This is a genomic window from Bradyrhizobium stylosanthis, from assembly GCF_001641335.1.
GTDB classification, from domain to species: domain Bacteria; phylum Pseudomonadota; class Alphaproteobacteria; order Rhizobiales; family Xanthobacteraceae; genus Bradyrhizobium; species Bradyrhizobium stylosanthis.
On record NZ_LVEM01000004.1, the window covers coordinates 1 to 25,033 of the forward strand.

The window sequence follows — 25,033 nt, forward strand, 5'->3', positions numbered from 1 at the left end:
GAATCCGGGCAACGGCGCCGAGCAGCAGGCTTCGGACCTGCCGCCAGGCCTGGCGAAGAAGGCGGACGCGAGCGACGTCGAACACGGCAACTCGGACCACTCGAACTCCGCGGACGCGCCGGACGCCACCGCGACCGTCGAAACGAGCGTCGTCACGGCCGACAACGCGGACCACGGCAACTCGCAGCAAGCGTCGGAGCCAACGCAAACGGCAGCGACGGACTCGACTGACGCTGACGCCAAGCCGGGCAATGGCGTCGGCAATAGCGCCGAGCAGCAGGCGTCGGACCTTCCGCCGGGGCTCGCGAAGAAGGCAGATGCGAGCGACGTCGAGCACGGCAACTCGGACCACTCGAACTCCGCGGACGCACCGGACGCTACCGAGACCGTCGAAACGAGCGTCGCCACGGTCGACAGCGGGGACCACGGCAACTCGCAGCACGCTGCGCAACCTGCAACTACCGCATCAGAAACCGCACCGCCGGCCGCGGTCGCGACCGTCGGCGCAGACCAGGAACCGGTATTCAACTTCGACAACGTGGCACCTTCTGCGACTCTCGTTGCGGTCGTTCCCACGAGCCTGCAGAATGATCCGATCGATGTGCACGTTCCGCCTGGTCAACAAAAGATCATCGAGGCCATCGCCCAAATGACCCCGCAAACACTGGACGACAACGCGGCCGGTCACGTCAATAACGGTCACCACGGCAACGCATCCGCGCACCATGACCTGCTGATTTGACGCCTTCCGGCGTCAATCAGAAAGGCCGCGCCGGCGCTTCGCCCCCCTTGCCAGTCAATGGATGATCTGGCCGAGGAAATCCTTCGCGCGTTCGGTGCAGGGCGCGCGGAAGAAGGTTTCGGGATCGGCCTCCTCGACGATCGTGCCGCGGTCCATGAACACCACCCGGTCCGCGATCTCGCGGGCAAAGCCCATCTCGTGCGTGACGCAGACCATGGTCATGCCGTCCCTCGCGAGCTCCACCATGGTGTCGAGCACCTCCTTGACCATCTCCGGATCGAGCGCTGAGGTCGGCTCGTCGAACAGCATGATCTTCGGCTGCATGCACAGCGCCCGCGCGATGGCGACGCGCTGCTGCTGGCCGCCGGAGAGCTGCCCCGGATATTTGTCCGCCTGGTCGTGGATGCGCACCTTGCGCAACAGACCGATCGCGCGCTCCTGCGCCTCGGCGCGCGACAGGCCGCGCACCTTCATCGGTGCCAGCATGCAGTTCTCGACGATCGAGAGATGCGGAAACAGGTTGAAGCTCTGGAACACCATGCCGACCTCGCGGCGGATGCTGTTGACGTCAGTCATCCGGTCGGTCAGCTCGACGCCGTCGACGACGATCCGGCCGCCGTCGTGCTTCTCGATGTGATTGATGCAGCGGATCAGCGTCGACTTGCCCGAGCCCGAAGGACCGCACAGCACGATCTTCTCGCCGGCCCCGACGCTGAGATTGACGTCGCTCAGGGCCGTGAAATGGCCGAACCGCTTCACGAGTTTTTCCACGACCACGATGGACGCGGACAGCTCCGGCTTATTCCCTGCGGCGAGCTGATGCATATTCCTCTCCCAAGACCAGGATGACCGTGCGCTGCGCTAGCGGCGCATTCCCGCGATCGCATAGCGCTTGCGCAACGAGGCCACGCATTGCGATGCCGCCGAGCTGATCGCGAGGTAGACCACCGCAATGACCAGATACATCTCGACGAGGCGGCCGTTGAGCTGCGCGAGCTTGGAGGCCGCGCCGAGCAGATCGGTGAGCGACAGCACGTAGACCAGCGAGGTATCCTGAAACAGGATGATGGTCTGGCTCAGGATGATCGGGCTCGCGACGCGAAGCACCTGCGGCAGGATCACGGAGCGATAGGTGTCGAAGGTGGAGAGTGCGAGCGCCTGGCACGCCTCGAACTGTCCCCGGTTCACCGCGCGCAATCCGACGCGGATGATTTCCGAATAATAGGCGGCCTCGAACAGGCCGAAGGTGATGAACGCCGTCCAGGTCGCGCCGATCGGGACCGGCCGTCCGTTGCCACCGAGATGGCCAAGCACGATCGGCACCAGGAAAAAGAACCAGAACAGGACCAGGATCAGCGGGATCGACCGCATCAAGGCGACATAGCCGCGGACGAGCCGGCCGATCACGGGCACCTCGAAGTGCTGCACCAGGGCGAGACAAGTGCCGAGCACCAGGCCGACCACGAAAGCAACGGCGGTCAGCGCCAGCGAGAACAGCAGGCCGGACCAGAGGTAGGGCCACGCCTGAAGCGCGATGGAGAAATCGAGGCTGTTCATTTCACGACCTCCATCGCGTCGGGCAAGGCATCAAGCTGCTCTGCGGCGCGCGGCGCGGCCTGCCTGGCCGCATCGTCCGCGCGGCCCGTGCCGGGAATGCGCACCGCCCTGTCGATCAGCGCCATGCCCTGATAGGCGATGAGCGCCAGCGCGAGGTAGATGAGCGTCGCGGCGCCGAACGCCGTGAAGGTCTGGAACGTCGCTTCGCTGATCTGGCGGGCCTGCGCCGTCAGCTCCATCAAGCCGATGGTGAGCGCGACCGAGGTGTTCTTGTAGATGCCCATCACCTCGCTGGTCAGGCTCGGGATGATCAGGCGCAGCGCCTGCGGCACGATGACGTAGCGATAGGTCGGATATCCGCCGAGCCCGAGCGCGCTTGCCGCCTCGACCTGTCCTCTCGGCAGCGCCTCGATCCCGGCACGAACCTGTTCGGCGATGCGGGCGGCGGTGTAGAGGCCCAGGCACACCAGCGCCGGGAAGAACGATCCCCAAGGCGGCGGAATCTGCTTGATGGCGTTCCCGAGCGAGACGGGAAGGATCTCCGGCAGCACGAAATACCAGAGGAACATCTGCACGAGCACGGGGATGTTGCGGAAGATCTCCACATAGAGGCGAGCGAGCGCCGCAACGGCCCGGTTCTGCACGGTGCGGCCGATGCCGACGACGACCCCGACGGCGAAGGCGATCCACCAGCCGAAGAACGCCAGCGCCAGCGTCCAGCCGAGGCCCGACAACAGCCAATCGATGTAGCGCTGGCCATCCGCGGTCTGTTCAAGAAGCACTGCGAACATGGCGTACCTCAGGGCTCGGTTTGCGGGACAGTCTCCGGCAAGGCCACGAAGCGGATTCCTGTTTCACCCGTTTCCTGGCGCGAACCGGAATCCACCTCGCTCGAAACGCTCTAGTCGACGGCGTCGCTGGGATGCTCGATCCGCTCCGTCAGCTCGACCGTCAGCGGGAACGCCAGGTTCTCGTTCTTGGGCGGGATCGGCCTCGTGAACCACTTCGTGTAGGTCTTCTCGAACTGACCCGATGCCATCTGCTTGGACAGGACATCATCGACCAGCGCCTTGAAGCCGGCATCGCCCTTCGTGAACATCAGGCCATAATAGATCTTGGCGTAGCCCTCGGGGAGAAATATCAGCGCATCCGGCTTCGGAGCTGCAGCCTTGAGGCCCGCGAGAAGGATGTCGTCCTCCATGAAGGCGGCCGCGCGGCCTGTACTCAGCATCAGGAAGGATTCGGCATGGTCCTTGGCCTGGACGATGTTGAAGCCGAGCTGATCCTTTGCATTCACGGCTTGCGCGAATCCGACGGCATTGGAGCCCTGGGTGACGACGACGGTCTTGCCCTTGAGGTCGCCGGCCGTCTTCAGGCCGCTGTCCGCCTTGACCAGCCAGCGCGGCTGGCTGACGAAGGTGGCGACGGAAAACGACACCTGCTCCTGCCGCTTCTTGTCGTTCGCGGTGCCGCCGCACTCGATATCGACGGTGCCGCTCTGGATCAGCGGGATGCGGTTGGACGAGTTCACCGGAACGTAGTTGACCTTCAGGTTGGGCAGCCCGGTCTCCGTCTTGATGCGTTCGACGATGGCCGCGCAAAGATCGAGCGAGAACCCGATCGGCTTCTGGTCGGGGCCGAGATAGGAGAATGGTATCGAGGCCTCACGATGGCCGATCGTGATGGCGCCGTTCGATTTGATCCTGGCGAGCGTGGGACTGTCGGCAGCAGCGGAGGGTCCGCTGATCACGCTGAGCACCGCGAAGCCGGACAGAAGGCTCAAGACACGCGCAACTTTCGTCATGGACGTCTCCTTGATGAGCAGCCTCAAGCGGCCCTCGATGATGGCTTCACGCCGCGCCGCTGGATGATCTCGATCAGGCGGTCGACATCGGCGAACGTGTTGAACATTCCGAACGACACCCGGATGCCGTCGCGCTCCGGCGACACGCGCACCCCGTTCTCCTCGAAATGGCCGAGCCATTCGGCGGCGGGCAGCGCGATGACGTAGATGTGCGGGGCGCGATGCTGCCGGTCGCGGGGACCGACCAGACGAACGTCCAGCGCATCGAGCCGGGAGATCAGATGGTCGCCGAGATCGAAGCAATGGTTCTGGATATTCTCGATGCCCAGCGCTTCGATCATGTCGAGCGATGCGCCGAGGGCGTGGATCGCCGGAAGATTGAAATTGCCGAGCTCGAAGCGGCGCGCGCTCGGGGCGGCCTCCAGCCTGTCGGGCCGCGCGATGAGATCGGCCGGGACCTCGGCAAGGCTCGCGGCCGCGAGGTAGGAAGGCTCGAGCTCGACCCTCGACTTGTCCCAATAGAGCAGGCCCAGCCCCTGCGGCACCAGCAGCCCCTTGTGACTGCCCGAACCGATGAAGGTCGCGCGCATCGCCTTGGCGTCGATCGGCACGACGCCGATCGCCTGCATCACGTCGACGACGAAATAGAGATTCTTCTCCGCGCAAAGGGCGCCGATGCTTTCGACGTCGAAACGGTGACCGGCGTGGAACGTCACCTGCGACATCGAGATCGCCTTCGTGCTCGCATCGATGTAGGGACGAAGGCTGTCGGCGTTCACGACCTCCGTCATCGGCACGAAGGCGACGGTCACGCCCTTGCGCTGCAGATTGAGGAACGCATAGGCGTTGTTCGGATGATCGCCATGGATCATCAGGACCTTGTCGCCGGCGCGCAGCGGCAGCGCGTTCGCGGCGATGTTCATGCTCTCCGAGGTGTTCTTGGTGAAGGCGATCTCGTCGGCCGATGCGCCCAAGAGCCGCGCCACCCTCAAGCGGGTCTGCTCGACGCGGTCGAGCCAGACGCTCTTGGGGCCGGCGGTCTCGAGACCTTCGTTCAGGAAGCGATCGATCGCCGCCTTGACGGGACGCGCGAGCGGGGTCTGGAAGCCGGAGTCGAGATAGGTGATCCGCTCGGCTGCCGGAAACTCCTTCCGCACGGCTTCGACGTCGTAATGGCGAGACATCCCGTTCTCCCGATGAGCGCGCACCCGGCGGACCGAGAATGCGCTGCACAAAACCTGATCACTTCTCGATGACGCCAACGATATGAGCAATTCCCCGGCTCGGCCAAGACTAATTTTCATATTTCAATAGTAATTATTCCGAAAAATGATAATTTATTGAGATCGCAAATCGAGAGAGCCTATGCCGCAAACCACATCCGACGGTCCGCTCGACCGGGCGTTCGCCATCGTCGGCCATGTCGCCACCCAGGTCCGGGCCGTCTCCGTCGCGGAAATCGCCAGCGCGCTGTCGCTCCCGCTGCCCACGGCACACCGCCTCATCGGAAATCTGGAGCAGCGCGGGCTGCTGCAGAAAGCCGTGGGAACGAAGCGCTACGTGGTCGGCAACCAGCTCGTCACGCTGTCGGCCAAGGTCATCGGCGCGGCCTTTCGAACCGCGCGGCGGCACGCCGTGCTCCGCGCGGTCGCGGCGGAGATCGGCGAGCAATGCGAGATCGGCGTCGTGCGCGACAATGTCGTTGCCTATGTCGACAGCGTGCGCGTGTCGCAGCCGCAAGGCCTGCAATTCAATCCGGGTGAAGCGGCGCCGCTTCACTGCACCTCGACCGGCAAGATCTACATGAGCCGGCTGCCGGCGCGGGCGCGCGAGAAGCTGTGCCGCGCCCTGGCGCTTACCAAATACACCGAGACCACGATCGTCGACATCGACAGCCTGATGCAGGTGCTCGAGGAGACGCGCAAGCGCGGCTGGGCCAAGACCAATGAGGAATACGTGCGCGGTGTCGTCGGCTGTGCCGTTCCGATCCTGTCTCCGGATCGCGAGCTGATTGCGTGCCTCGGCGTGTCAGTTCCAGTGGCGCGCGTGAGCTTCACGGAACTCGATCGGTTCATCGCTCCGCTGCAGAAGGCCGCCGCGCTGCTGTCGGAGACGATCCTCGGGGACGACGAGGATGACGCCGACGAAGGATCGAAGGAACTCTGACCTCGTCCTCCGGCAGTCCACACCGCCCTCTTTGCGATCGAGAAAGCATCGTAAATCGTGGCAGGAGCTGTCACGCGACAGTAGGACGCAATCGAAGATCGACTGCGCCGTTGAAGCAGCAAGTCGCGGAAGCTATCGATCTGAAATCCTGTGATCGATCGGAGGAACGCATGAGCACCATCACCGGCGGCTGCCACTGCCGCGCAATACGCTACCAGGTCGAGGGCGAAGCGATTGTTCACGCGCTGTGTCATTGCCGCGATTGCCGGCTCCATGCCGGCGCTCCGGTCGTCGGCTGGACGATGTACGCGGATGACGCCGTCAAGGTGACGAGGGGCGAGCCCAAGGTCTACAATTCCTCGGAACATGGGCGGCGGCACTTCTGCGGCAATTGCGGCACCGGCCTGTTCTATGTCAACGCCAGCATGCTGCCTGGAATCATCGACATCCAGAGCGCGACCTACGATAATCCCGACGCCGTCCCGGCGACCATGCACATCCAGGTCGCCGAGCGCCTTGGCTGGATGGAACACGCGCACGAGCTGCCGACGTTCGACCGCTATCCTCCGCAACCGTAGCAGCGAGACGAGCGGCTCGGTTTCGCGTCAGCTCTTCGTGCTCGCCGTCTTGTCGAGCGCGGCGCGCAAGCCATTGGCGAGCTTGATGGCATCGTCGTTGGCCCAGAAGTGCATGAAGAACAGGCGCGGCTGCTCATCCAGCATGTGGCTGTGCAGCGCCGTCACGGCGATGCCGTGCGACCGCAACGCCTTGATGACGGGGTTCACCTCGTCGCCGGTCAGCACGAAATCGCCGGTGATGGCCGCCTTGCCGCCCCCGGTCGGCTGGAAGTTGATGGCAATGGCCACGCCCAGTGGCCCGACCGGGCTCAGCTGCATTCCCTGCTCGGTGACCGGATCGCGGCGAGGAACGTTGAACTGGTAGACGCCGCCATTGGCCTGGCCTTTGACTCCGATGATCTGGTCGAGCTGCACGGTGTCGAGATCGACGGCCGGTGGCGGAGCAGCTGCGGCCGGCACTGAGAGCGGCGTCTTGCTTTCGGCGAGACCCTCCTTGATCGCAGTTGCGATCCCGACGGGATCGCCGTGACCCGCGACGTGCATGTAGAACGTCGCCGGGCTGGCGCCGAGCAGATGATTGTGCACGGCCGTGATCTCCAGCCCGTTCGCGATCATCTTCAGCATGACGGGATTGATCTCGGACTCGAGCAGCACCAGATCGCCCATCGCCATGGCGCCGCCATGGGCAGGCTTGAAAGCGACCCAGCCGCCGAGCGCCAGCGCCGGCTTGATGGTCACGCCGTCGAGCGTCACATTGAGGTCGGTGCGTGGGAAACCATAGCGATGCACGTCGCCGGTCACGACCGGCTTGCGGCCCATCGCTTCATCGACCTTCTGCCAGTCCACATCCTGCGCGCGGGCGGCCGACGCGCCGCCCGTCAAAGCGAGAATGAGGAAAGCCCGAGCAATTGTCCGTATGCGCATGGTCGTTCTCCCGGTCGTGTCCTCGCCCCAGGGTGAAGCCCGTTTCGCAAAGTGACGCGCATCGGCAAAGCCGGCGCAGCGCGCCGGACCTGCAAGCCGAAGTTGACGTGATGAATGACATGCGGCGTCCTTGGTGAAGGTCAGGACGCGATTCTTGGGCATGTCGCCTCACGGGGAGATCGCACATCCCCGATAAGCCTGAGTAGAAGCTCGGGCGACTAAGGCTGTCAACTCGCCCCTCCCCGCGGGTCGTCACAAAGAATTTTGCGCGCCGCTGGAACCACGCCGTCGCTCTTGAAACCTGAAGACCATCTCACGTAAGGTGGCCCGCATGGGGACCATGCAGACTCCCCGTGAGACCCAGGTCCAAGCTCTGCGCAGCACGCAAATTCGTGGAGCTTGCGCATGGACACCGAACGTCACTCCCCTCAACGTCACTCCCCTCAACGCCAGACCGTAGCCATCCTCTCGCGCGGCGATGCTGCCGCCCGCCGGGATACGACGCCACAGAACAGCCGCTTCGTCCGCGTCTTCGAGGCACTCGCGGACGCCGGCATCGATGCAGCTCCGGCGATCTACGACGAGAGCTTTGCAGGGACCGTCCGCGATCAATTGCTCGCCGCCGACGGCGTGCTGGTCTGGGTCGATCCGATCCATCAGGGCAAGACGCGCGCCGAGCTTGATGCCCTGCTGCGCGACGTCGCGGCGCAAGGGCCGTGGGTGAGCGCGCATCCGGACGTCATCCTGAAGATGGGCGTCAAGGAGGTGCTCTACCGCACGCGTCATCTCGGCTGGGGCACCGATACGCATCGCTACGACACCGCCGCGAAGTTCCGCACCGAGTTTCCGTCGCGCCTTCGGGCGGACGGGCCGCGCGTGCTCAAGCAAAATCGCGGCAATGGCGGCCAAGGCGTCTGGAAGGTGGAGGCCTTGCCCAACGCCGACGGCATGGTCCGGGTGCTTCATGCGCAGCGCGGCAGCACACCGGAGGACATGCCGTTCGACGCGCTGCTCGCGCGATGCGAGCCGTATTTCGGCTGGGGCGGCTGCATCATCGACCAGGCGTTTCAGCCGCGCCTGCCCGATGGCATGATCCGCTGCTACATGAGCGGCGCCAAGGTCGCAGGCTTCGGACACCAGAAGATCAAGGCCCTGATCCCGCCTCCGCCGGAGGGACCGGACTCGCCCGAAGCGCAGCCGGGTCCGCGGATCATGCACGGACCCGACGCCCCGCAGTTCCAGGCGCTGCGGCGATCGATGGAGGACGAGTGGACGCCGCAGATGATGGCGACGCTCGGCATCGACGAGCCGTCATTGCCCGTTATCTGGGACGCCGACTTCCTGTACGGACCGCGCACGGCCACCGGCGCCGACAGCTACGTGCTATGCGAGATCAACGCGAGCTCGTGCTTTGCGATCCCCGAGGAAGCGCCGGCGGCCATCGCGCGGACCGTGCAGCAGCGCTTCCGGCAGAGCCGGCACGTGCGGTCCGGCTGAACGAACACGTCGCTGGGACGGCGCCGCGCCGCGGCGGCGGGTCGAACCTACTCCGCCGCTTGCGGCGGGCGTAGTCCGCTCGCCGCGGCGGCGTGCTCCTCGGCGCCAGCCGCCCGCTCGCCGGGAGGAAGCCCCCGTCCCTTCACCAGACCGAAGATCGCCGGGATCACGATCAACGTCAGCAGCGTCGATGAGATCATTCCGCCGATCATGGGCACGGCGATGCGCTGCATGATCTCCGACCCGGCGCCGGTGCTCCACATGATCGGCAACAGGCCGGCCATGATGGCGACCACCGTCATCATCTTGGGCCGGACGCGCTCGACCGCACCCGTCATGATGGCGTCGTGGAGATCTTGCCGTGTCAAAGCTCGTCCCGCGGCGCTCCGTTCCGCCTTCATCTCGGCGAGCGCGTGGTCGAGGTAGATCAGCATCACGACGCCGGTCTCGGCGGCGACGCCGGCGAGCGCGATGAAGCCGACCGCGACGGCGACGGACAGGTTGAAGCCAAGCCACCACATCATCCAGATGCCGCCGACCAGCGCGAACGGCAGCGACAGCATGACGATGAGAGTTTCGGTCATGGCCCTGAAGTTCAGGTAGAGCAGCAGGAAGATGATCGTCAGCGTCACCGGCACCACGATCTTCAACCTCGCGGCGGCCCGCTGCAGATATTCGTACTGGCCGCTCCACACCACGTAATAGCCAGGCGGGAACTGGACGCTGTCGCGCACCGCGGCTTGCGCATCGGCGACGTAGCTGCCGATGTCGCGATCGCGGATGTCGACATAGACGTAGGTCGCGAGCTGACCGTTCTCGGTCCGGATCGACGTCGGCCCGCGCGCGGGCTCGATTTTGGCCACTTCGCCGAGGGGCACAGCGCCGCCCGCCGGCATCGGCACCAGGATGTCGCTGGCGATCGCCTTGGGATTGTCGCGGAGATCGCGCGGGTAGCGCATGTTCACCGTGAACCGCTGCCGGCCCTCGACGGTCGTCGTGACGGTCTGACCGCCCAGCGCCGAGGCAATGGTGTCCTGCACGTCCTGGATCAGGATGCCGTAACGGGCGAGCGCTTCGCGATCGGGGACGATCTCCAGATAGTAGCCGCCGATGCCGCGCTCGGCATAGGCCGACGACGTGCCGGGAACAGCCTTGATCACGCGCTCGACCTGCTTGGCAAGGCGGTCGATCTCGGCGAGATCCGTGCCCATCACCTTGACGCCAACAGGCGTGCGGATGCCGGTCGACAGCATGTCGATCCGCGCCTTGATCGGCATGGTCCATGCGTTGGAGACACCCGGAAATTGCAGCGCCTTGTCCATCTCGGCGACGAGGCTGTCGACGGTCACTCCGGGACGCCATTGCTCCTTTGGCTTCAGGTTGACCACCGTCTCGAACATCTCGGTCGGCGCCGGATCGGTCGCCGTCGCCGCCCGTCCCGCCTTGCCGTAGACCGAGGCGACCTCGGGGAAGGACTTGATGATCCGGTCCTGCGTCTGCATCAGCTCGGCCGCCTTCGTCACGGAGATGCCGGGCAATGTCGTCGGCATGTAGAGCAGCGTGCCCTCATTCAGCGTCGGCATGAACTCGGTGCCGAGCTGGCGCGCCGGCCAGACCGTCACGGCGAGCACGGCGAGCGAGGCGAGGATCACCAGCGGCTTGGCCCGCAGCACGCCCTTGATCACCGGGCGGTAGATCCAGATCAGGAAGCGGTTGATGACGTTCCGGCTCTCCGGGACGATCCTGCCACGGACGAAGATCACCATCAGCGCCGGCACCAGGGTGACCGACAGCAAGGCCGCCGCGGCCATCGCGAAGGTCTTGGTGAAGGCCAGCGGGCTGAACAGCCGTCCTTCCTGCGACTCCAGCGTGAAGATCGGCATGAACGACACGGTGATGATCAGCAGGCTGAAGAACAGGGCGGGTCCGACCTCAGAGGCCGCCTCGATCAGGATGTCCACGCGCGACCGTCCGGGCTCGGCCCGTTCGAGATGCTTGTGCGCGTTCTCGATCATGACGATGGCGGCATCCACCATGGCGCCGATCGCGATGGCGATGCCGCCGAGGCTCATGATGTTCGATCCGAGCCCCAGGAGCTTCATGGCGCCGAACGCCATCAGCACGCCGACCGGCAGCATCAGGATCGCGACGAGCGCGCTGCGGACGTGCAGCAGGAACACGATGCAGACCAGTGCGACGACCACGCTCTCCTCGAACAGGGTGTGCTTGAGCGTGTCGATGGCGGCGTAGATCAGGCCGGAGCGGTCGTAGACCGGGACGATCTCGACCGATTTCGGCAGGCTGCTCGCGATCTCCGTGAAACGCTTCTTGACGTTCTCGATGACGTCGAGGGCGTTGACGCCGAACCGCTGCAGCACGATGCCGCTTGCGACCTCCCCCTCGCCGTTCAGCTCGGCGATCCCTCGCCGCTCGTCGGGACCGAGCTCAACATTGGCGACGTCGCGCAGCAGCACCGGTGTGCCGCCGGAAGCCTTCAGCACGATGTTGCCGAGATCGTTGATGCTCTTGATGTAGCCCTTGCCGCGGATGACGTATTCGAACTCCGAGAGTTCGACCGTGCGCCCGCCGACGTCGGCGTTGCTGGCCCGGATCGCTTCGCGGATCTTCTGCATGCTGATGCCGCGATCGCGCATCCGCTGCGGGTCGAGCACCACATTGTACTGCTTGACGAAGCCGCCGATGCTGGCGACCTCGGCGACGCCCTCGGCCTTGGCCAGCGCAAACTTCAAGTTCCAGTCCTGGATCGTGCGGGTGTCGGCGAGGTTCAGCTCCTTCGACACGACGGCGTACTGATAGACCCAGCCGACGCCGGTGGCGTCCGGGCCGATCGTGGGGGTGACGCCGGCGGGAAGCCGCGACGCCGCACCGTTGAGGAATTCCATGACGCGCGAGCGCGCCCAGTAGATGTCGGTGCCGTCCTCGAAGATCACGTAGACGAACGACACGCCGAAGAACGAGAAGCCGCGCACGACCTTCGATCTCGGCACGGTCAGCATGGCCGTCGTCAGGGGATAGGTGACCTGATCCTCGATCACCTGCGGCGCCTGGCCGGGATATTCGGTGTAGACAATGACCTGCGTATCCGAGAGATCCGGGATCGCATCCAGCGGCAGGTGAAGCAACGCGTAGAGGCCGGCCGCGGCCGCAAAGCCGGTGCCGAACAGCACCAGCAGCAGGTTGCGCGCCGACCAGGCGATGATGCGGGCGATCATTTCTGCTCTCCCGCCGCATTGCCATTGGCCCGTGGCGCAGCCTCAGCAAAACCCTTGAGCGCGGCCTTCAGGTTGCTCTCCGCGTCGATCAGGAAGTTGGCTGAGGTGACCACGGCCTCGCCTTCCCTGAGGCCATCCCTGATCTCGACATAGCCGCCGCCACGCCGGCCGAGCTTCACTTCACGCGGCTCGAAGCGCCCTTCTCCCTTGTCGACGAGCACGGCCTGGCGCGCGCCGGTGTCGAGCACCGAACTGTCGGGCACGGCGAGGACAGGTGCGGCATCGGCGGTGTCGATATCGGCATCGACATACATGTCGGGCAGCAGCACCGCGTCCGGATTGGCGAGCTCGATCCGGACACGAACGGTGCGGGTATCGCGGTTCACCTGCGGATAGACGATCGCGATTGTCCCGGTGAAGGTCCGCCCGGGAAAGCTGCGCGCCCTGACCGCCACGCGCTGGCCCACCGCGATGTTTCCGAGATCGCGCTCGGCGACGTCGACAAGCGCCCACACGAGCGAGGTGTCCGCGATCCGGAACAGGACGTCGCCGGGATTGGCCCGCATGCCCTCGATGGCATTGCGCTCGAGCACGATGCCGTCGCGCGGCGCCGACCAGCGCACCGTCACGGGCGCGACGTGCGTCTTCTCCATCTCTGCGATGACCCCATCGGGCACGTCGAGATTGACCAGCCGTTGCCGCGAGCCGCGGCCGTAGATCTCGACACCGCCGACGGTCTTCGAGGTGATCGTCGCGAGATATTCCGCAGCTGCGGACGCGATCGAGGAACTGTAGATCTCCATCAACGGCTGGCCGGCCTTGACGCGCGTGCCGGTGGTGACGTCGGCGACCTTCTGGACGAAGCTCTCGGCGCGCATGACGATCACGGACACACGGCGCTCGTCGAGCTGGATCGTGCCGGGCGCCTTGATCGCGACCTGGATCGGGCGCCGCTCCACGGGCACGGATTTCACGCCCGTGCGCTGGATCTTGCCCGGCGAAAGCTTCACCGTCCCGTCGTCAGGCTCGTCGCCCTCGTAGACGGCGATATAATTCATCCCCATCGGATCCTTCTTCGGCACCGGCGAGGTGTCGGGCAGGCCCATGGGATTGCGGTAGTAGAGAATTCGGCGCGACGAGTTGGCCTGCGGCTGCTTGGCGGGCTCGGACGTCGCCTGACCGTCGTCGTAGACCGGCAGATAATCTCGCCCGCGATCGTCCTTCTTCGGTCCTGCCGACCAGACCGGCGCCCCGCTGGGATCGCGGTAATAGAGCGGCGTGCGGTTCGCGGCGGACGCAGCCGGGCCCATCTCGGCGTGCGCCAGCCAATGCCCATTGCCGAGGGACCAATAGGCGCCCAAAGGCAAACCTGCACCCAGCACGAAGATCGTCACAAGACGTAGCGTTTTCATGGCGTGTCTCGGCGCGCTGCGGGAAGCGCGCGTTTCTGTAAAATGGAGAGAGAAGTTCGGGCGCCGTCCGGCGGCGCCCGAAGGCTCACTTCGTCGCCGTGACGACGACCTTGCCGGTCACGGTCTCAGGCTCGCCCTGCACCTTCGCGGACAAGGTCACCTGATAGCGGCCGGCCATCGGCATGTCCGTCTTGAAGGCGTAGACGCCCGGCTCTTTGGACGGCAGCGGTGCGACCGCGGACTCCATCTCGGCCATCCCATCCGGCGCCATGTCGACGCGGGTCTTGAAGATGACGGCATCCGGCACCGGCTTGCCGCTTTTCTTGTTGACGAGGCGAAGGGCGAGCGTGACGTCTTCGCCCTTCTTCATCTCGGGATTGACGGGCTCGAAGGCATAGTCGCCGGCGCCGGCCATCGCCGCCGATGCGGCAAACGAAAGGGTGGCGGCGAGCGCCGCGGTGCTGAGTTTGAAATGCATAGTCCTGTCCTCATGAATTGATCTTCCGCCGCGGCGCATTGGGCGCGCGCGTCAGTCATCGTCGCGCACAAGTCTTCTTGCGCGCGTCTGGCTGTCGGGAGATCAGACTCGAGGAGGTCGGAAAGGCGGGCTGCCGCCGCGGACGGAGACGACCTGATCCGCGGGAATGGCGATTGAGCCTGCAGCCACGGCGGGGAATGCGAAGGCCAGCGGGCGGACGTCGCCAAGCGCGACGATGCCCCCGACGCAGCAGAAGCCCATGCCGCACTTGTAGCCGGCAGGCTGGGAGCCCGTTCCCTTCATGTCGGGACAACACTCGTCCATCGACATGTCGGCGCCGCCACCCATCTGCATCGCCATCTGCATGTCGTCCGGCGACGTCGCAAGGCCGGAAGCGGACGCGCCAACGGGCAGCATCGCCAGGGAGATGGCGATGGCAAATGCCAGGATGGTACGGACGAGCCGCATCTCGATCGACTTACCTTTCGGGCCGGAACCGGTCCTGACTAACATACTCCGGGGCGCAAGGCATTCCTTGATTATGGTCAAGCATTCGTGAGCGCGGCTGCTCCGCCGGGGCTGCGCACACCGCGATTGCCGGTCAGATCTTCGGAAGCTTCGCCCGCTCCACCACGCCGGTCCATTTGGTGATCTCGGTCTCGATCAGCGCCTTCATCTCCGCCGGCGAGCTGCCGCGGACCTCGCCGCCGACGGCCGTCTCCAGGCGCTGCCTGATGTCGGGATCCCTGAGCACCTCGAGCGTTGCCGCGTTGAGCGTCGCCATGATCGCGGGCGGCGTGCCCTTCGGGGCCAGCAGGCCGGCCCAGGTGCGCACGTCGTAGCCCTTGATGCCGGCTTCCTGCACGGTCGGAACATCGGGCAGCAGCGCGGTGCGCGTCGGCGAGGTCACCGCGAGGCCGCGGATCGCGCCGCTCTGGATCTGCGGTGCCAGCAGGACGGGCGTGCCGACGATGACCGGAACCTCGCCGCCGAGCAGCGCGGTGATGGATTGCGAATCGCCGCGATAGGGCACGTGCACGATTTCGACGCCGGCGGTCGCGTTCAGCAGCTCGCCGGCGAGATGATGCGTGGAGCCGAAGCCGACCGATCCGAAGCTGAGCGCGCCCGGCTTCTCCTTGGCGATGGTGATGAGATCGCCGAGCGATTTTGCGGGGTGATCGCTGCGCACAGCAATGACGAGCGCGTAATAGACCAGCGTCGAGATCATCTCGAAACTCTCGGCCGGCTGGTAGGCAAGGCTCTTGTAGGTCGCCGCGGAAATCGCGTGCGCGCCGGTGACGAGCCCGATCGTGTAGCCGTCGGGCGCGGCCTTCGCGATCGCGTCTGCCGCGATGTTGCCGCCCGCTCCCGGCTTGGCCTCGACGATGATCGGCTGCCCGAGCTTCTTCGAGAGCCCGTCGGCGACGATGCGCGACAGCGTATCGGCCGCACCACCCGCGGCAAAGCCGTGCAGCAGGCGGATCGGGCGCGACGGGTAGGTTTCCGCCGACGCAGGGGGCGCCGTGAGACCGGTACCAAGAAAACTGCCAAGCAGAAAAATGGCCGCAGCAAGCCGCTTCATCCAGAGCATGGATGCTTCTCCCCTTCGATTGTTATGTCTTGGCCGCAAGCGTGTGCGGCGGTCTTCCGTTCGAACCCAGATGCGCTAGCGCGCGAACTCCGTACATTCCGGCGATGGCGCCATGCCCCAGACGTCGCGCGGCAGCCCGACCCAGACTTTCGGGCGCTGCGGACGATCGCGATGCCACGGGCGCGGCTCGAAATAGCCGAGCGCCTCGTCGGTCATGCGGTCGAGGTCGCAGAACAGCTCGACCAGATGCCCGTCGGGATTGCGATGGTAGATCGCCGTGTTGTGGCCGGGGCCGTGGCGAACCGGTCCCCACAGCACGGGCAGCTTGTGCCGCGCGAGGTGATCGCAGGCCTGGTGCATGTGGGTGGGGCCGCGCAGCTCGAAGGCGACGTGATGAAGGCTGCGCACGTCCGCGCGGGCGAAATTCAGCGTGTGGTGCTCGAAGCCGCTGCGCATGAAGACGAAGCGATCCTCGATCCAATCTGAGACCCGCAGGCCCATCACGTTGGCGTAGAAGTCCGACGCGGCTTTCGGATCGGGCGTGCGCAGCGCGACGTGGCCGAGCTTGGCGACCGCAAGGCCGCCGATCCGCTCCTGCGCGGGCGTCGGGGTCCAGCCCTGCATCAGCTCGAAGCGCGTGCCTTCGGGGTCGCTGAAGGACAGCAGCTTTGAGATTCCAGGCAGGGAATCGCTGTGAAGTTCGGGCCGCAGATCCGCCTGCTTCAGCGCGGCGCCCAGCGCCTCGAGCTGGACGTCGGGCGATAACTCGAAGGCGATGCTCTTCAGCGCGGCGTCACCGGGCTCGATCACCAGCGAGAGCTGTTCGCAATCATTGGCGAGGAACAGGCGGCCGCCGTCGCGCGCGACGAGGCCAAGACCGATCACGCCGCGGTAATAGTCGAGCAGCCGCTCCGGATCGGGCGAGGTGAAGGTCGCGTGCCGCAGCCGGGTGAAGCGTGCAATGGGTGCTTGTGTCATCGTGCGGTCCATCCCCTCACGGCGTCATGATGATCTTGCCGAGCGCGGAGCCCTGCTCCAGCAGCGTATGCGCCTTCCTGACCTCGTCGAGCTTCAGCACCGCCGAGATCGCCGGCTTGATCGCATTGCGGCCCAGCGCCTCGATCACGCTGCGCATCAGGGCGCGGCGGCCGTCGCGATCGTGGTCGTAGATGTGGAAGGAGAAGCAGCGCACGGCGGGACAGATGTCGAGATGACCACGCATCGCCGCCATCAGATTCTCTTCCGGAAGGCCTGCGAAGGCGTTGTACGACAGCAGCGTGCCCCATTTGCCGAGGGCGCCGAGATAACCGGTGAACTCCGGCCCGCAGACGTGATCGAGCACGAGACCGACGCCCTCGCCCTTCGTCAGCTCGCGCGTGCGCGCCACCACGTCCTCGCCGCGGTAGAAGACGGTGTGATCGGCGCCGTTCGCCTTCGCGAACGCGGCTTTCTCTTCGGTCGAGACCGTGCCGATGACGGTCATGCCGGCGAGCTTTGCCAATTGCACCAGCGCGGTGCCGACGCCGCCGGCGGCGCCGATCACCAGCGCACTCGCCGGCGCGCGCGGATGGCGGCACTCGTGCAGCAGCGCGTAGGCGACCTGATAATTCGACAGGCACACGGCGGCTTGCAGATCGACATTGTCGGGCAGTGCGTGAACGGCATCCGCCGGCGCGATCACATAGTCCGCGTAGCAGCCGCCGCGCTGGGACAGATCGCGCGCGCTCAGCAGCACCTTCTGTCCGATCGCAAAGCCCTCGACGCCGGAGCCGAGCGCGGAGATGCGACCGGCGACGTCGTTGCCGGGATTGGCCGGCAGCGGCGGCATCCACTTGTAGACGCCGCGCCGGATCAGCACGTCGGGCTGCCCGACGCCGAAGGCCTCGGCCCGGATCTGCACCTGGCCGGCGCCCGGCGCAGGCACCGGAAGCTCGACCACTTCAAGTGCATCCGGCCCACCCGGCTGACGCACCAGCACCGCTCTCATGATTCCATGGCCTCCCAAACCCACATTTTCGAAAATCATACCGTTTACGAAAATTATTGCAAGATGGTCGTTGGCGCGGCATCTTGAGGCATCGATTCATTGGCAGAGCCATGCCCGACAGCGCCATTCGCCCTCGCAAGGAATTCGGCAAGACCATTGCCGCCGACATCACCCATCGGCTGCGCGAGGAGATCATTGCCTGCGGCCTCGCCCCCGGCGAGCCGCTGCGGTTCGACGTGCTGCGCGAGCGCTTCGGCGCGAGCTTTACGACGCTGCGCGAGGCGCTGACCGCGCTTGCCGCCGAAGGGCTGGTCGATGCCCAAGAGCAGCGCGGATTTCGCGTCGCACCGGTCAGCCGCCAGGATCTGGTGGAGGTCACCGATGCGCGCGTGCTGATCGAGGTTGAATTGATCCGCCGCTCGATCGAGCGCGGCGACGACGATTGGGAAATCGCAGTGATATCGACGCTGCACCGCCTGAAGCGGATCGAGCAGCGCGATCCCGAGCATCCCTTGCGCGACCCCGAATGGAAGATCGCCCATCGCCAGTTCCACCAGGCGCTGGTCTCCGCCTGCGGCTCGGCAACGCTGCTCGCGATTCGCGCCGAGCTGTTCGACCGCGCCGAGCGCTACCGGCACCTCTCGGCCAATTTCCGGCCACGGCCACGCGACAAGGCCGGCGAGCACCAGGCCATCATGCAGGCCGCGATCTCGCGCAATGCCGACCTCGCCGTGCAGCTGATCGAGGCGCATATCCGCTCGACCTCCGACAACGTAGCGACCTACGCCGGCCATCTGCTCGACGCCGAATAATCGCGCGGCCACATTTTCGGCCACGGCGGGCTTGCGCGCCGGCGCATTTTCGAAAATAATAGACAGCATCGAAAATACGAACCCTTGGGGCGAAACCATGAAGCTGCTGTCATTCTTGGACGGAAACCGGGAAAGCTGGGGCGCTGTTGTCGAAAACAGCGTGGTGGATCTCGGCCGCGCCCTGCCCCAGTACCCGACGCTGGCGGACTTCCTCGGCAGCAAGGACTACGCGGCGCGCGAGGCCATCGTCGCCGCGCACAAGCCGACGATTGCGCTGAACGACATCAAATACCTGCCGGTGATCCCGCGGCCCGAGAAGATCGTCTGCGCCGTGCGCAACTATCTCGACCACCACAACGAGGCGGTGGCGTTCGGCATGAAGCGCGAGATCACGGAGTTTCCGCCGATCTTCCTGCGCGTCTGGCGCTCCCAGGTCGCGCACAACGCGCCGGTGATCCGGCCGAAGGTCTCGGACAATTTCGACTGGGAGGGCGAGCTCGCTGTCGTCATCGGCAAGGGCGGCCGCCACATCAGCCAGGCTGACGCCTGGAATCACGTCGCGGGCTATTCGATCTACAACGACGTCAGCGTGCGCGACTGGCAGCGCCATGCGCAGCAGATCGCCTCCGGCAAGAACTTCGTCGGCACCGGTCCGTTCGGACCGTGGCTGGTCACGCCCGACGAGATCGGCGATCCCACCAGGCTGAAGCTCGAGACGCGCGTCAACGGTGCGACCGTACAGTCCTCCGACACCTCGATGCTGATCTTCTCGATCCCGCGCCTGATCGAATATTGCTCCACCATCTTCGACCTCGTCCCCGGCGACGTCATCGCCACCGGCACGCCGGCCGGCGTCGGCTTCACCCGCAAGCCGCCGGTGTTTCTCAAGCCCGGCGACGTGGTGGAAGTCGAGATCGAGAATATCGGCGTGCTCAGCAATCCCGTCGTGGACGAGGCGTAAGACGCGGCATGTCCCACGACATTCGCAAGACCGCGCTCAACGTCGAAACCGTCTGGCATGAGCGCGGCCCCCGGCTGGAGAAGCCGCTGCTGATCGGTACGGCGATTGCGGTGATCCGCAATCCCTTCGCGGGCCGCTATGAGCCCGACCTGATGCCGTTCCAGGCGTCCCTACGCGAGCTCGGGCGCGAGCTGGCGACGCGCCTGATCGCGCAGCTCGGCGGCGCCGAGCGCATCGAAGCCTATGGCAAGGGCATCATCGTCGGCGAGGACGGCGAGCTCGAGCATGGCGCCGTCTGGCACGAGGCCGGCGGCCATGGCATGCGCGAGGTGCTGGGTCAGCCCAAGGCCATTGTCCCTGCAGCGAAGACCATCGGCGGCGCCGGCACGCGCCTGATGGTGCCGCTCGGCCATATCCACGCCGCCTATGTCCGCAGCCATTTCGGCACCGCCGAGATGACGCTGTGGGATGCGCCGCGCCGTGACGAGATCGCCTTCGGCCTCGTGATGGCCACCGGCGGCCGCCCCCACGCGCGCATCGGCGGCCTCAAGGCATCCGAGATCTCCGTGCACGACGGGCAGCGCTGAGGCGCCGGCGCGCGCTCAATGCGCGCCGCAGCGGCAGCGCTCGTAATCGGCGGGATCGTGGCTGTTGACGATTCTGACGCGGTCGCCGTGATCGCGCTTCAGCGCGCGCAGCCGCGCCTGGTTGGCGATCCGCATCTTGCGGTCCATGTCGCCCTTGCGCTGGAACAGGCCGAGCATCAAGGGAACGCGCGGCGCGGCGTCGAGCTGGGCGTGGTGGAAATAGCTGTCGCCGGCATGCAGCAGCCAGGTGTCGCCCGAGCGCACCGCGATGCCGCAATGGCCGAGCGTGTGGCCGGCGAGCGGGATCATCAGCACGTCCGCCTCCTTGCCGAGCGCGCGCACGCCCCTGAAGCCGAACCAGTCCTCGCCGTCCTCGCCATAGAAGGCCCAGCGCGGCCCATGGCTCCACTGTCCCGTGACGTAGCGCCCTTCGGGCGGCGCAGGCTTGCGCAGCACCGCCATGTCGTGTTCGGCGCGGTGGACGTGGATCGCGGCATGGGGAAAGTCGGGCACGCCGCCGGCGTGGTCGCGATCGAGATGGGTCAGCAGCACATGGCGCACGTCGGCGGGTGAAAAGCCGAGCGCCTTGACCTGCTGCACGGCCGTCTCCGCCGGATCGAGCTTTGGCGCGGTCTGCCGCAGCCATCGCCGGCCCAGCCGGTCTCGCTCTGCGATATCGCCGAGGCCGATGCCGGTGTCGACCAAAGCGAGCCCGTCGTTCGTCTCGACCAGCAGGCAATGGCAGACCAGCCGCGCGCGTTGGAACAGGCTGCCGGTGCCGTTCACCAGACGGCGGCCGATCGGGCACATGGTGCCGGTGTTGAGATGATGGATCTTCATCGTGCGTCCCTGCTGGTTGCAACAGGGGCGATCTTGTCATCCTACTATCCATAGGTAAAATATCCGATATTTATGGTATCTCTAGGCTATACCTATGGACATCCGCGAGCTTCGCTACTTCGCCGCCGTCTACCGCGAGCGCAATCTGACCGCCGCGGCGCGGGCCTGCTTCGTGTCGCAGCCGTCGATCTCGACCGCGATCACCAGCCTGGAGGCCGAGCTCGGCACCACGCTGTTCATCCGGCACAAGAAGGGCGTCGCGCCCACCGCCTCGGCCGAGCAGTTTCACACCCTCGCCCGCCGCATCATCGACGAGGCCGATGCCGCGCGCAGCCTGTTCCGGAAGCCGGCGAGCAGGACCAATGTGACGCTGGGCCTGATGCGCACGCTCGACGTGCCCCGGACGATCGCGCTGCTGAAGCCGCTGACGGCACGCAGCGACATCGCGCTCCGCCTCGTCGGCAGCGACGAGCGCGCCGATGCGCGGATCATCGCGAAGACCATGCTGCGCACTGACGAGCATTTCGTGCCGCTGTGGAGCGAGCGCTATGTGGCGGCCCTGCCGCCCTCGCATCCGCTGACGCTCAAGGACAAGCTCCGTGCCGCCGACCTCGCCGAGGTCCCGCTGATCGACCGCTGCCATTGCGAGCAGAGCGCATTCTTCGGCCGCAATGCACAGCGGCGCCAGACGGCGGCGATCGCACAGTCGGAAGATTGGGCGATCGCGCTGGTCGCCGCCGGCGTCGGCATCGCCATCGTCCCGGAAGGCGTCGCGAAAGGCAATCCTGATGTCACGATCAGGGAGATCGAGGTCAAGGTCAGGCGCGAGGTCGGGCTGGCCTATCGCGCATCAGCGCCGCTGGCGGATGCGCTGAAGGATTTCATCGGCAAGCTGCAGGCGCAACGGCGCAAGCCGGCCCGGAAGGCTCCCGCCCGCCGGCACTGACCGACCACACATTCCCGCCGGTTATGGTCTCCTGAAAACTTGCAATTGGACGCAAGCTCGGCGGGCACGCTACTCCCACCGCGAAGCACGGCTTTCAAAACCGTGATGGCATCGATCCGTCGCCGCATGCTTCGACAGGGAGAAAACTCGTGTCATCTCACGCTCACGCGGAGGCGGGCGCGCATGCGCCGCGATCGCTGGAGGCCACGCTGAGGGCGATCGGCGTTCCCCTCGCCATCGTCGTTGCCGCCGCCGTCTGGCTCTCACCGACGCCCGAGACGCTGTCCCTGCAGGGCCACAAGGCGCTGGCACTGTTCGGCGGCATTTTCGTGCTCTATCTGACCGAGGCGATACCGCTGGCCATCGCCAGCCTGGCTGTCGTGCCGCTTGCGGTGCTGACCGGCACGGCGCCGCTTCGCACCGCGCTCGACGGCTTCTCCGCCTCGCCCGTGTACCTCATCGTCGGCGCCTTCATCCTCGCGACGGCCATGGTGAAGACCCGGCTCGCCGAGCGTATCACCTACGTTATCCTGGCGCGGTTCGGCAGTGCGCCGACCCGGATCACGCTCGGCGTGACGCTGGTCAACATCGCCCTCGCCTTTCTCGTTCCCTCGTCGACGGCGCGGACGGCGATCCTGCTGCCGGAATGCCTCAGCATCCTCGCCATCTTCGGCACCGGTGCGCGCTCGCCCTTCGCGATCAATTTGCTGCTCACGCTGACGATGACGAATGCGACGATCGGCGCCGGCGTGCTGACGGCAACGGTGCCGAACCCCGTCACGGTCGAGTTCGTCGCCAAGGCGAGCGGACACACCATCACTTATGCCGAATGGCTGCTCTACGGATTTCCGCCGGCCCTGGTCATGACCCTGTTCACCTGGTGGGTGATCCAGCGCGTCTTCCCGCCGGAGTTCAAGGCAGGCCATGAGCAGGCCGATGCCCGCATCGCCCAGAACCTCACCGCGATGGGGCCGATGTCGTCAGCCGAATGGCGCGCTCTCGCCGTGTTCGTTCTGGTGACCTCGCTGTGGGCAACGCAGGGCTTGACCGGGCTCGACACGACGGTCGTCTGCCTGATGGGCGCGTGCCTACTGTTCCTGCCGCGCTTCGGCGTGATGGACTGGAGCGATGCCAACAAGGGCGTCTCCTGGCAGGTGCTGCTGATTGCGGGCGGCGGCGTTTCGCTCGGCGATATCCTCCTGAAGACCGGCGCTGCCAATTGGCTGGCCAATTCGATCTTCCATGCGCTCGGCCTCGCCGGCGCGTCGGCGCTGGTCGTGATCGTCACCGTGATGTTCATCGTGCAGTTCATGCACGTGATGTTCGTCGGCACGACGGCCATGGCGACCGCCCTGTTGCCGATCATCCTGGCGATGGCCACGACAGCAAACGTCAATCCGGTCGCGCTGGCGCTGCCGGCCGGCATGATCATCGGCGGTTACCCGCTGCTGATGTTCTACAACACGCTGCCGAACATCCTCGTCTACGGCACCGGCCGCCTGCGCGTCGAGGACTTCCCGAAGGTCGGCGTGATCGTCTGCGTCGTCGCCTGCCTGCTCTATGCCCTGTGCGCCGCGACCTGGTGGCACTGGCTCGGCCTCGTCTGATCCCACCCATTCGCCATCCGGAGAACCTCGCATGACATTGCCCCTCGCCGGCATTCGCATCCTCGATCTTTCCAACGTGCTGGCCGGTCCGTTCTGCGGCTATCAGCTCGCACGTCTCGGCGCCGAGGTGATCAAGGTCGAGAATCCCAAGGGCGGCGATCTCGCGCGCCGGCTCGGCGCCGATCCGGCGATGGCGAAGAAGCTCATGGGACTGTCCTTCGTCGCGGTGAACGCAGACAAGCAATCCGTCGCGATCGATTTCAAGGCCGACGAAGGCAAGGAAATCTTCTTGCGCCTCGTCGAGACCGCCGACGTGGTGCTGGAGAATTTTCGCCCGAAGGTGATGGAACGGCTGGGGCTCGGCTACGAGGTGCTGGCAAAACGCAATCCGCGCATTGTCTACTGCGCGATCTCCGGCTTCGGACAGGACGGCCCCTGGGCCGGCCGGCCCGCCTACGACCAGATCGTCCAGGGACTGTCGGGCGTGATGAGCGTCACCGGCGATGCCGAGACCGCGCCCCTGCGCACCGGCTTCCCCATCGCCGACACCATCGCAGGCCTCACCGCGTCCTTTGCGATCGCGGCCGCGCTCGTCGAGCAGCGGCAGACGGGGCGCGGGCGGTTGATCGACGTCTCGCTGCTGGAATCGACCCTGGCTGCGATGGGCTGGGTGGTGTCCAACCATCTCAACGGCAACGTCGACCCGCAGCCGATTGGCAACGAGAATTTCACGGCGGCGCCGTCAGGCACGTTCGCGACCGGCTCCGGGCCGCTCAACATCGCCGCCAACGAGCAGAAGCAATACGAGGCGCTGTGCGACATCGTCGGCCGGCCGGAGCTCAAGACCGACGAACGGTTTCGCGAGCGGCAATCACGCAAGGACCATCGCGCAGCGCTCAAGCGCGAGCTCGAAGCCGCTCTCGCCGCCAAATCCGCCGCCGAATGGGAGACGCTGTTCAACGCCAGCGGTGTTCCGGCGGGTTGCGTACTGAGCGTGCCGCAGGTGCTGAACGAAGCGCAGATCACCGGCCGCAAGTTCGTCGAACGCCTGAACGCGACGGTGACGGGCGACCAGACCATGCGCGTGACCCGCCCGGGCTTTCGGCTCGAGACGGATTATCCGGAACCGTCGCCGCCACCCGCCCTCGGCCAGGACACCGGGAAATGGCTGAGACAACTCGGCTTCGCGGATAGCGAGATCGAGGCGCTCGGCCGGCGTGGCGTCGTCGCCTTCGATAACCGGCCGACGGTGAAGGAGACCGTGAAGATGCCCGACCTGAAGGCGCGCGCCGAGACTTCAAGCACCTAATC

At 65.9% G+C, this 25,033-nt stretch carries 23 protein-coding genes and 1 pseudogene; 10 read left to right on the top strand and 14 right to left on the bottom strand.

Going from position 1 to position 25,033, the window contains the following annotated elements:
* Window positions 1–742 (top strand): annotated as a pseudogene (locus tag A7X65_RS42810) (LuxR C-terminal-related transcriptional regulator); the annotation flags it as partial.
* A gap of 54 nt (window positions 743–796) precedes the next feature.
* On the opposite strand, the gene A7X65_RS26575 reads toward A7X65_RS42810, so the two are convergent.
* From A7X65_RS26575 to A7X65_RS26595, 5 genes are all read right to left on the bottom strand, one after another.
* Window positions 797–1,567: an amino acid ABC transporter ATP-binding protein gene (locus A7X65_RS26575; RefSeq protein ID WP_063690856.1), complete on the bottom strand. Its 771-nt coding sequence runs from the start codon at window positions 1,565–1,567 to the stop codon at window positions 797–799.
* A gap of 36 nt (window positions 1,568–1,603) precedes the next feature.
* Window positions 1,604–2,299, bottom strand: a complete 696-nt coding sequence (locus tag A7X65_RS26580) for an amino acid ABC transporter permease (RefSeq protein ID WP_063690858.1) — start codon at window positions 2,297–2,299, stop codon at window positions 1,604–1,606.
* A complete protein-coding gene (locus A7X65_RS26585; RefSeq protein ID WP_063690860.1) occupies window positions 2,296–3,090 on the bottom strand; it encodes an amino acid ABC transporter permease in 795 nt (264 codons plus the stop codon). The genes A7X65_RS26580 and A7X65_RS26585 overlap by 4 nt, the downstream gene beginning before the upstream one ends.
* A 110-nt stretch (window positions 3,091–3,200) precedes the next feature.
* A complete protein-coding gene (locus tag A7X65_RS26590; RefSeq protein ID WP_063692520.1) occupies window positions 3,201–4,103 on the bottom strand; it encodes an amino acid ABC transporter substrate-binding protein in 903 nt (300 codons plus the stop codon).
* Between the two features lie 23 nt (window positions 4,104–4,126).
* The gene (locus tag A7X65_RS26595; protein WP_063690862.1) at window positions 4,127–5,287 is read right to left on the bottom strand and encodes an aminotransferase class V-fold PLP-dependent enzyme; all 1,161 of its coding nucleotides are present in this window, start codon (window positions 5,285–5,287) and stop codon (window positions 4,127–4,129) included.
* A 181-nt stretch (window positions 5,288–5,468) separates the two neighbouring features.
* On the opposite strand from A7X65_RS26595, the gene A7X65_RS26600 reads away from it, so the two are divergent.
* Together A7X65_RS26600 and A7X65_RS26605 are read left to right on the top strand one after the other, a co-directional pair.
* Complete coding sequence (locus tag A7X65_RS26600; RefSeq protein ID WP_063690864.1) at window positions 5,469–6,269, top strand: IclR family transcriptional regulator; 801 nt, start codon at window positions 5,469–5,471, stop codon at window positions 6,267–6,269.
* A 170-nt stretch (window positions 6,270–6,439) separates the two neighbouring features.
* Window positions 6,440–6,847 (top strand): GFA family protein, encoded by a 408-nt coding sequence (locus A7X65_RS26605; RefSeq protein WP_063690866.1) that lies wholly within the window; start codon window positions 6,440–6,442, stop codon window positions 6,845–6,847.
* 27 nt (window positions 6,848–6,874) lie between these two features.
* On the opposite strand, the gene A7X65_RS26610 is transcribed toward A7X65_RS26605, so the two are convergent.
* Window positions 6,875–7,771, bottom strand: coding sequence for a DUF1259 domain-containing protein (locus tag A7X65_RS26610; RefSeq protein WP_063690868.1), 897 nt, complete (start codon window positions 7,769–7,771; stop codon window positions 6,875–6,877).
* A 405-nt stretch (window positions 7,772–8,176) separates the two neighbouring features.
* Here A7X65_RS26610 and A7X65_RS26615 point away from each other — a divergent pair, with 405 nt between their 5' ends.
* Entirely contained in the window at window positions 8,177–9,268 is a 1,092-nt protein-coding gene (locus A7X65_RS26615; RefSeq protein ID WP_063690870.1) for a Cj0069 family protein, read from the top strand.
* Window positions 9,269–9,315: 47 nt separating this feature from the next.
* Here the strand turns inward: A7X65_RS26615 and A7X65_RS26620 are convergent, their stop codons facing one another.
* The 7 genes from A7X65_RS26620 to A7X65_RS26650 form a co-directional block, all read right to left on the bottom strand.
* Entirely contained in the window at window positions 9,316–12,501 is a 3,186-nt protein-coding gene (locus tag A7X65_RS26620) for an efflux RND transporter permease subunit (protein ID WP_063690872.1), read from the bottom strand.
* Window positions 12,498–13,913 (bottom strand): efflux RND transporter periplasmic adaptor subunit, encoded by a 1,416-nt coding sequence (locus A7X65_RS26625; protein WP_063690874.1) that lies wholly within the window; start codon window positions 13,911–13,913, stop codon window positions 12,498–12,500. The genes A7X65_RS26620 and A7X65_RS26625 overlap by 4 nt, the downstream gene beginning before the upstream one ends.
* An 85-nt stretch (window positions 13,914–13,998) precedes the next feature.
* Complete coding sequence (locus A7X65_RS26630) at window positions 13,999–14,391, bottom strand: FixH family protein (protein ID WP_063690876.1); 393 nt, start codon at window positions 14,389–14,391, stop codon at window positions 13,999–14,001.
* Between the two features lie 102 nt (window positions 14,392–14,493).
* The gene (locus tag A7X65_RS26635; RefSeq protein ID WP_063692521.1) at window positions 14,494–14,859 is read right to left on the bottom strand and encodes a hypothetical protein; all 366 of its coding nucleotides are present in this window, start codon (window positions 14,857–14,859) and stop codon (window positions 14,494–14,496) included.
* Between the two features lie 133 nt (window positions 14,860–14,992).
* On the bottom strand, window positions 14,993–15,982 hold the full coding sequence (locus A7X65_RS26640; RefSeq protein WP_063690878.1) for a tripartite tricarboxylate transporter substrate binding protein: 990 nt from the start codon (window positions 15,980–15,982) through the stop codon (window positions 14,993–14,995).
* Between the two features lie 75 nt (window positions 15,983–16,057).
* Entirely contained in the window at window positions 16,058–16,960 is a 903-nt protein-coding gene (locus A7X65_RS26645) for a VOC family protein (RefSeq protein ID WP_063692522.1), read from the bottom strand.
* Between the two features lie 16 nt (window positions 16,961–16,976).
* On the bottom strand, window positions 16,977–17,969 hold the full coding sequence (locus A7X65_RS26650) for a zinc-dependent alcohol dehydrogenase family protein (RefSeq protein WP_063690880.1): 993 nt from the start codon (window positions 17,967–17,969) through the stop codon (window positions 16,977–16,979).
* A 110-nt stretch (window positions 17,970–18,079) separates the two neighbouring features.
* Between A7X65_RS26650 and A7X65_RS26655 the strand changes: the two genes are divergently transcribed.
* The 3 genes from A7X65_RS26655 to A7X65_RS26665 all read left to right on the top strand — a co-directional run bounded on the left by A7X65_RS26655 (window position 18,080) and on the right by A7X65_RS26665 (window position 20,329).
* The gene (locus A7X65_RS26655) at window positions 18,080–18,781 is read left to right on the top strand and encodes an FCD domain-containing protein (RefSeq protein ID WP_063690882.1); all 702 of its coding nucleotides are present in this window, start codon (window positions 18,080–18,082) and stop codon (window positions 18,779–18,781) included.
* A gap of 97 nt (window positions 18,782–18,878) precedes the next feature.
* Complete coding sequence (locus A7X65_RS26660) at window positions 18,879–19,742, top strand: fumarylacetoacetate hydrolase family protein (RefSeq protein ID WP_063690884.1); 864 nt, start codon at window positions 18,879–18,881, stop codon at window positions 19,740–19,742.
* Window positions 19,743–19,750: 8 nt separating this feature from the next.
* Window positions 19,751–20,329 carry an amino acid synthesis family protein gene (locus A7X65_RS26665; RefSeq protein WP_063690887.1) on the top strand — a complete coding sequence of 193 codons (579 nt, stop codon included), beginning with the start codon at window positions 19,751–19,753 and terminating at the stop codon, window positions 20,327–20,329.
* Between the two features lie 15 nt (window positions 20,330–20,344).
* On the opposite strand, the gene A7X65_RS26670 is transcribed toward A7X65_RS26665, so the two are convergent.
* Window positions 20,345–21,169, bottom strand: coding sequence for an MBL fold metallo-hydrolase (locus tag A7X65_RS26670; RefSeq protein WP_063690889.1), 825 nt, complete (start codon window positions 21,167–21,169; stop codon window positions 20,345–20,347).
* Between the two features lie 94 nt (window positions 21,170–21,263).
* Here A7X65_RS26670 and A7X65_RS26675 point away from each other — a divergent pair, with 94 nt between their 5' ends.
* The 3 genes from A7X65_RS26675 to A7X65_RS26685 all read left to right on the top strand — a co-directional run bounded on the left by A7X65_RS26675 (window position 21,264) and on the right by A7X65_RS26685 (window position 25,031).
* The gene (locus A7X65_RS26675; RefSeq protein ID WP_063690891.1) at window positions 21,264–22,115 is read left to right on the top strand and encodes a LysR family transcriptional regulator; all 852 of its coding nucleotides are present in this window, start codon (window positions 21,264–21,266) and stop codon (window positions 22,113–22,115) included.
* 149 nt (window positions 22,116–22,264) lie between these two features.
* Complete coding sequence (locus A7X65_RS26680; protein ID WP_063690893.1) at window positions 22,265–23,722, top strand: SLC13 family permease; 1,458 nt, start codon at window positions 22,265–22,267, stop codon at window positions 23,720–23,722.
* A gap of 31 nt (window positions 23,723–23,753) precedes the next feature.
* Entirely contained in the window at window positions 23,754–25,031 is a 1,278-nt protein-coding gene (locus A7X65_RS26685) for a CaiB/BaiF CoA transferase family protein (RefSeq protein ID WP_063690895.1), read from the top strand.
* Window positions 25,032–25,033: the final 2 nt, after the last annotated feature.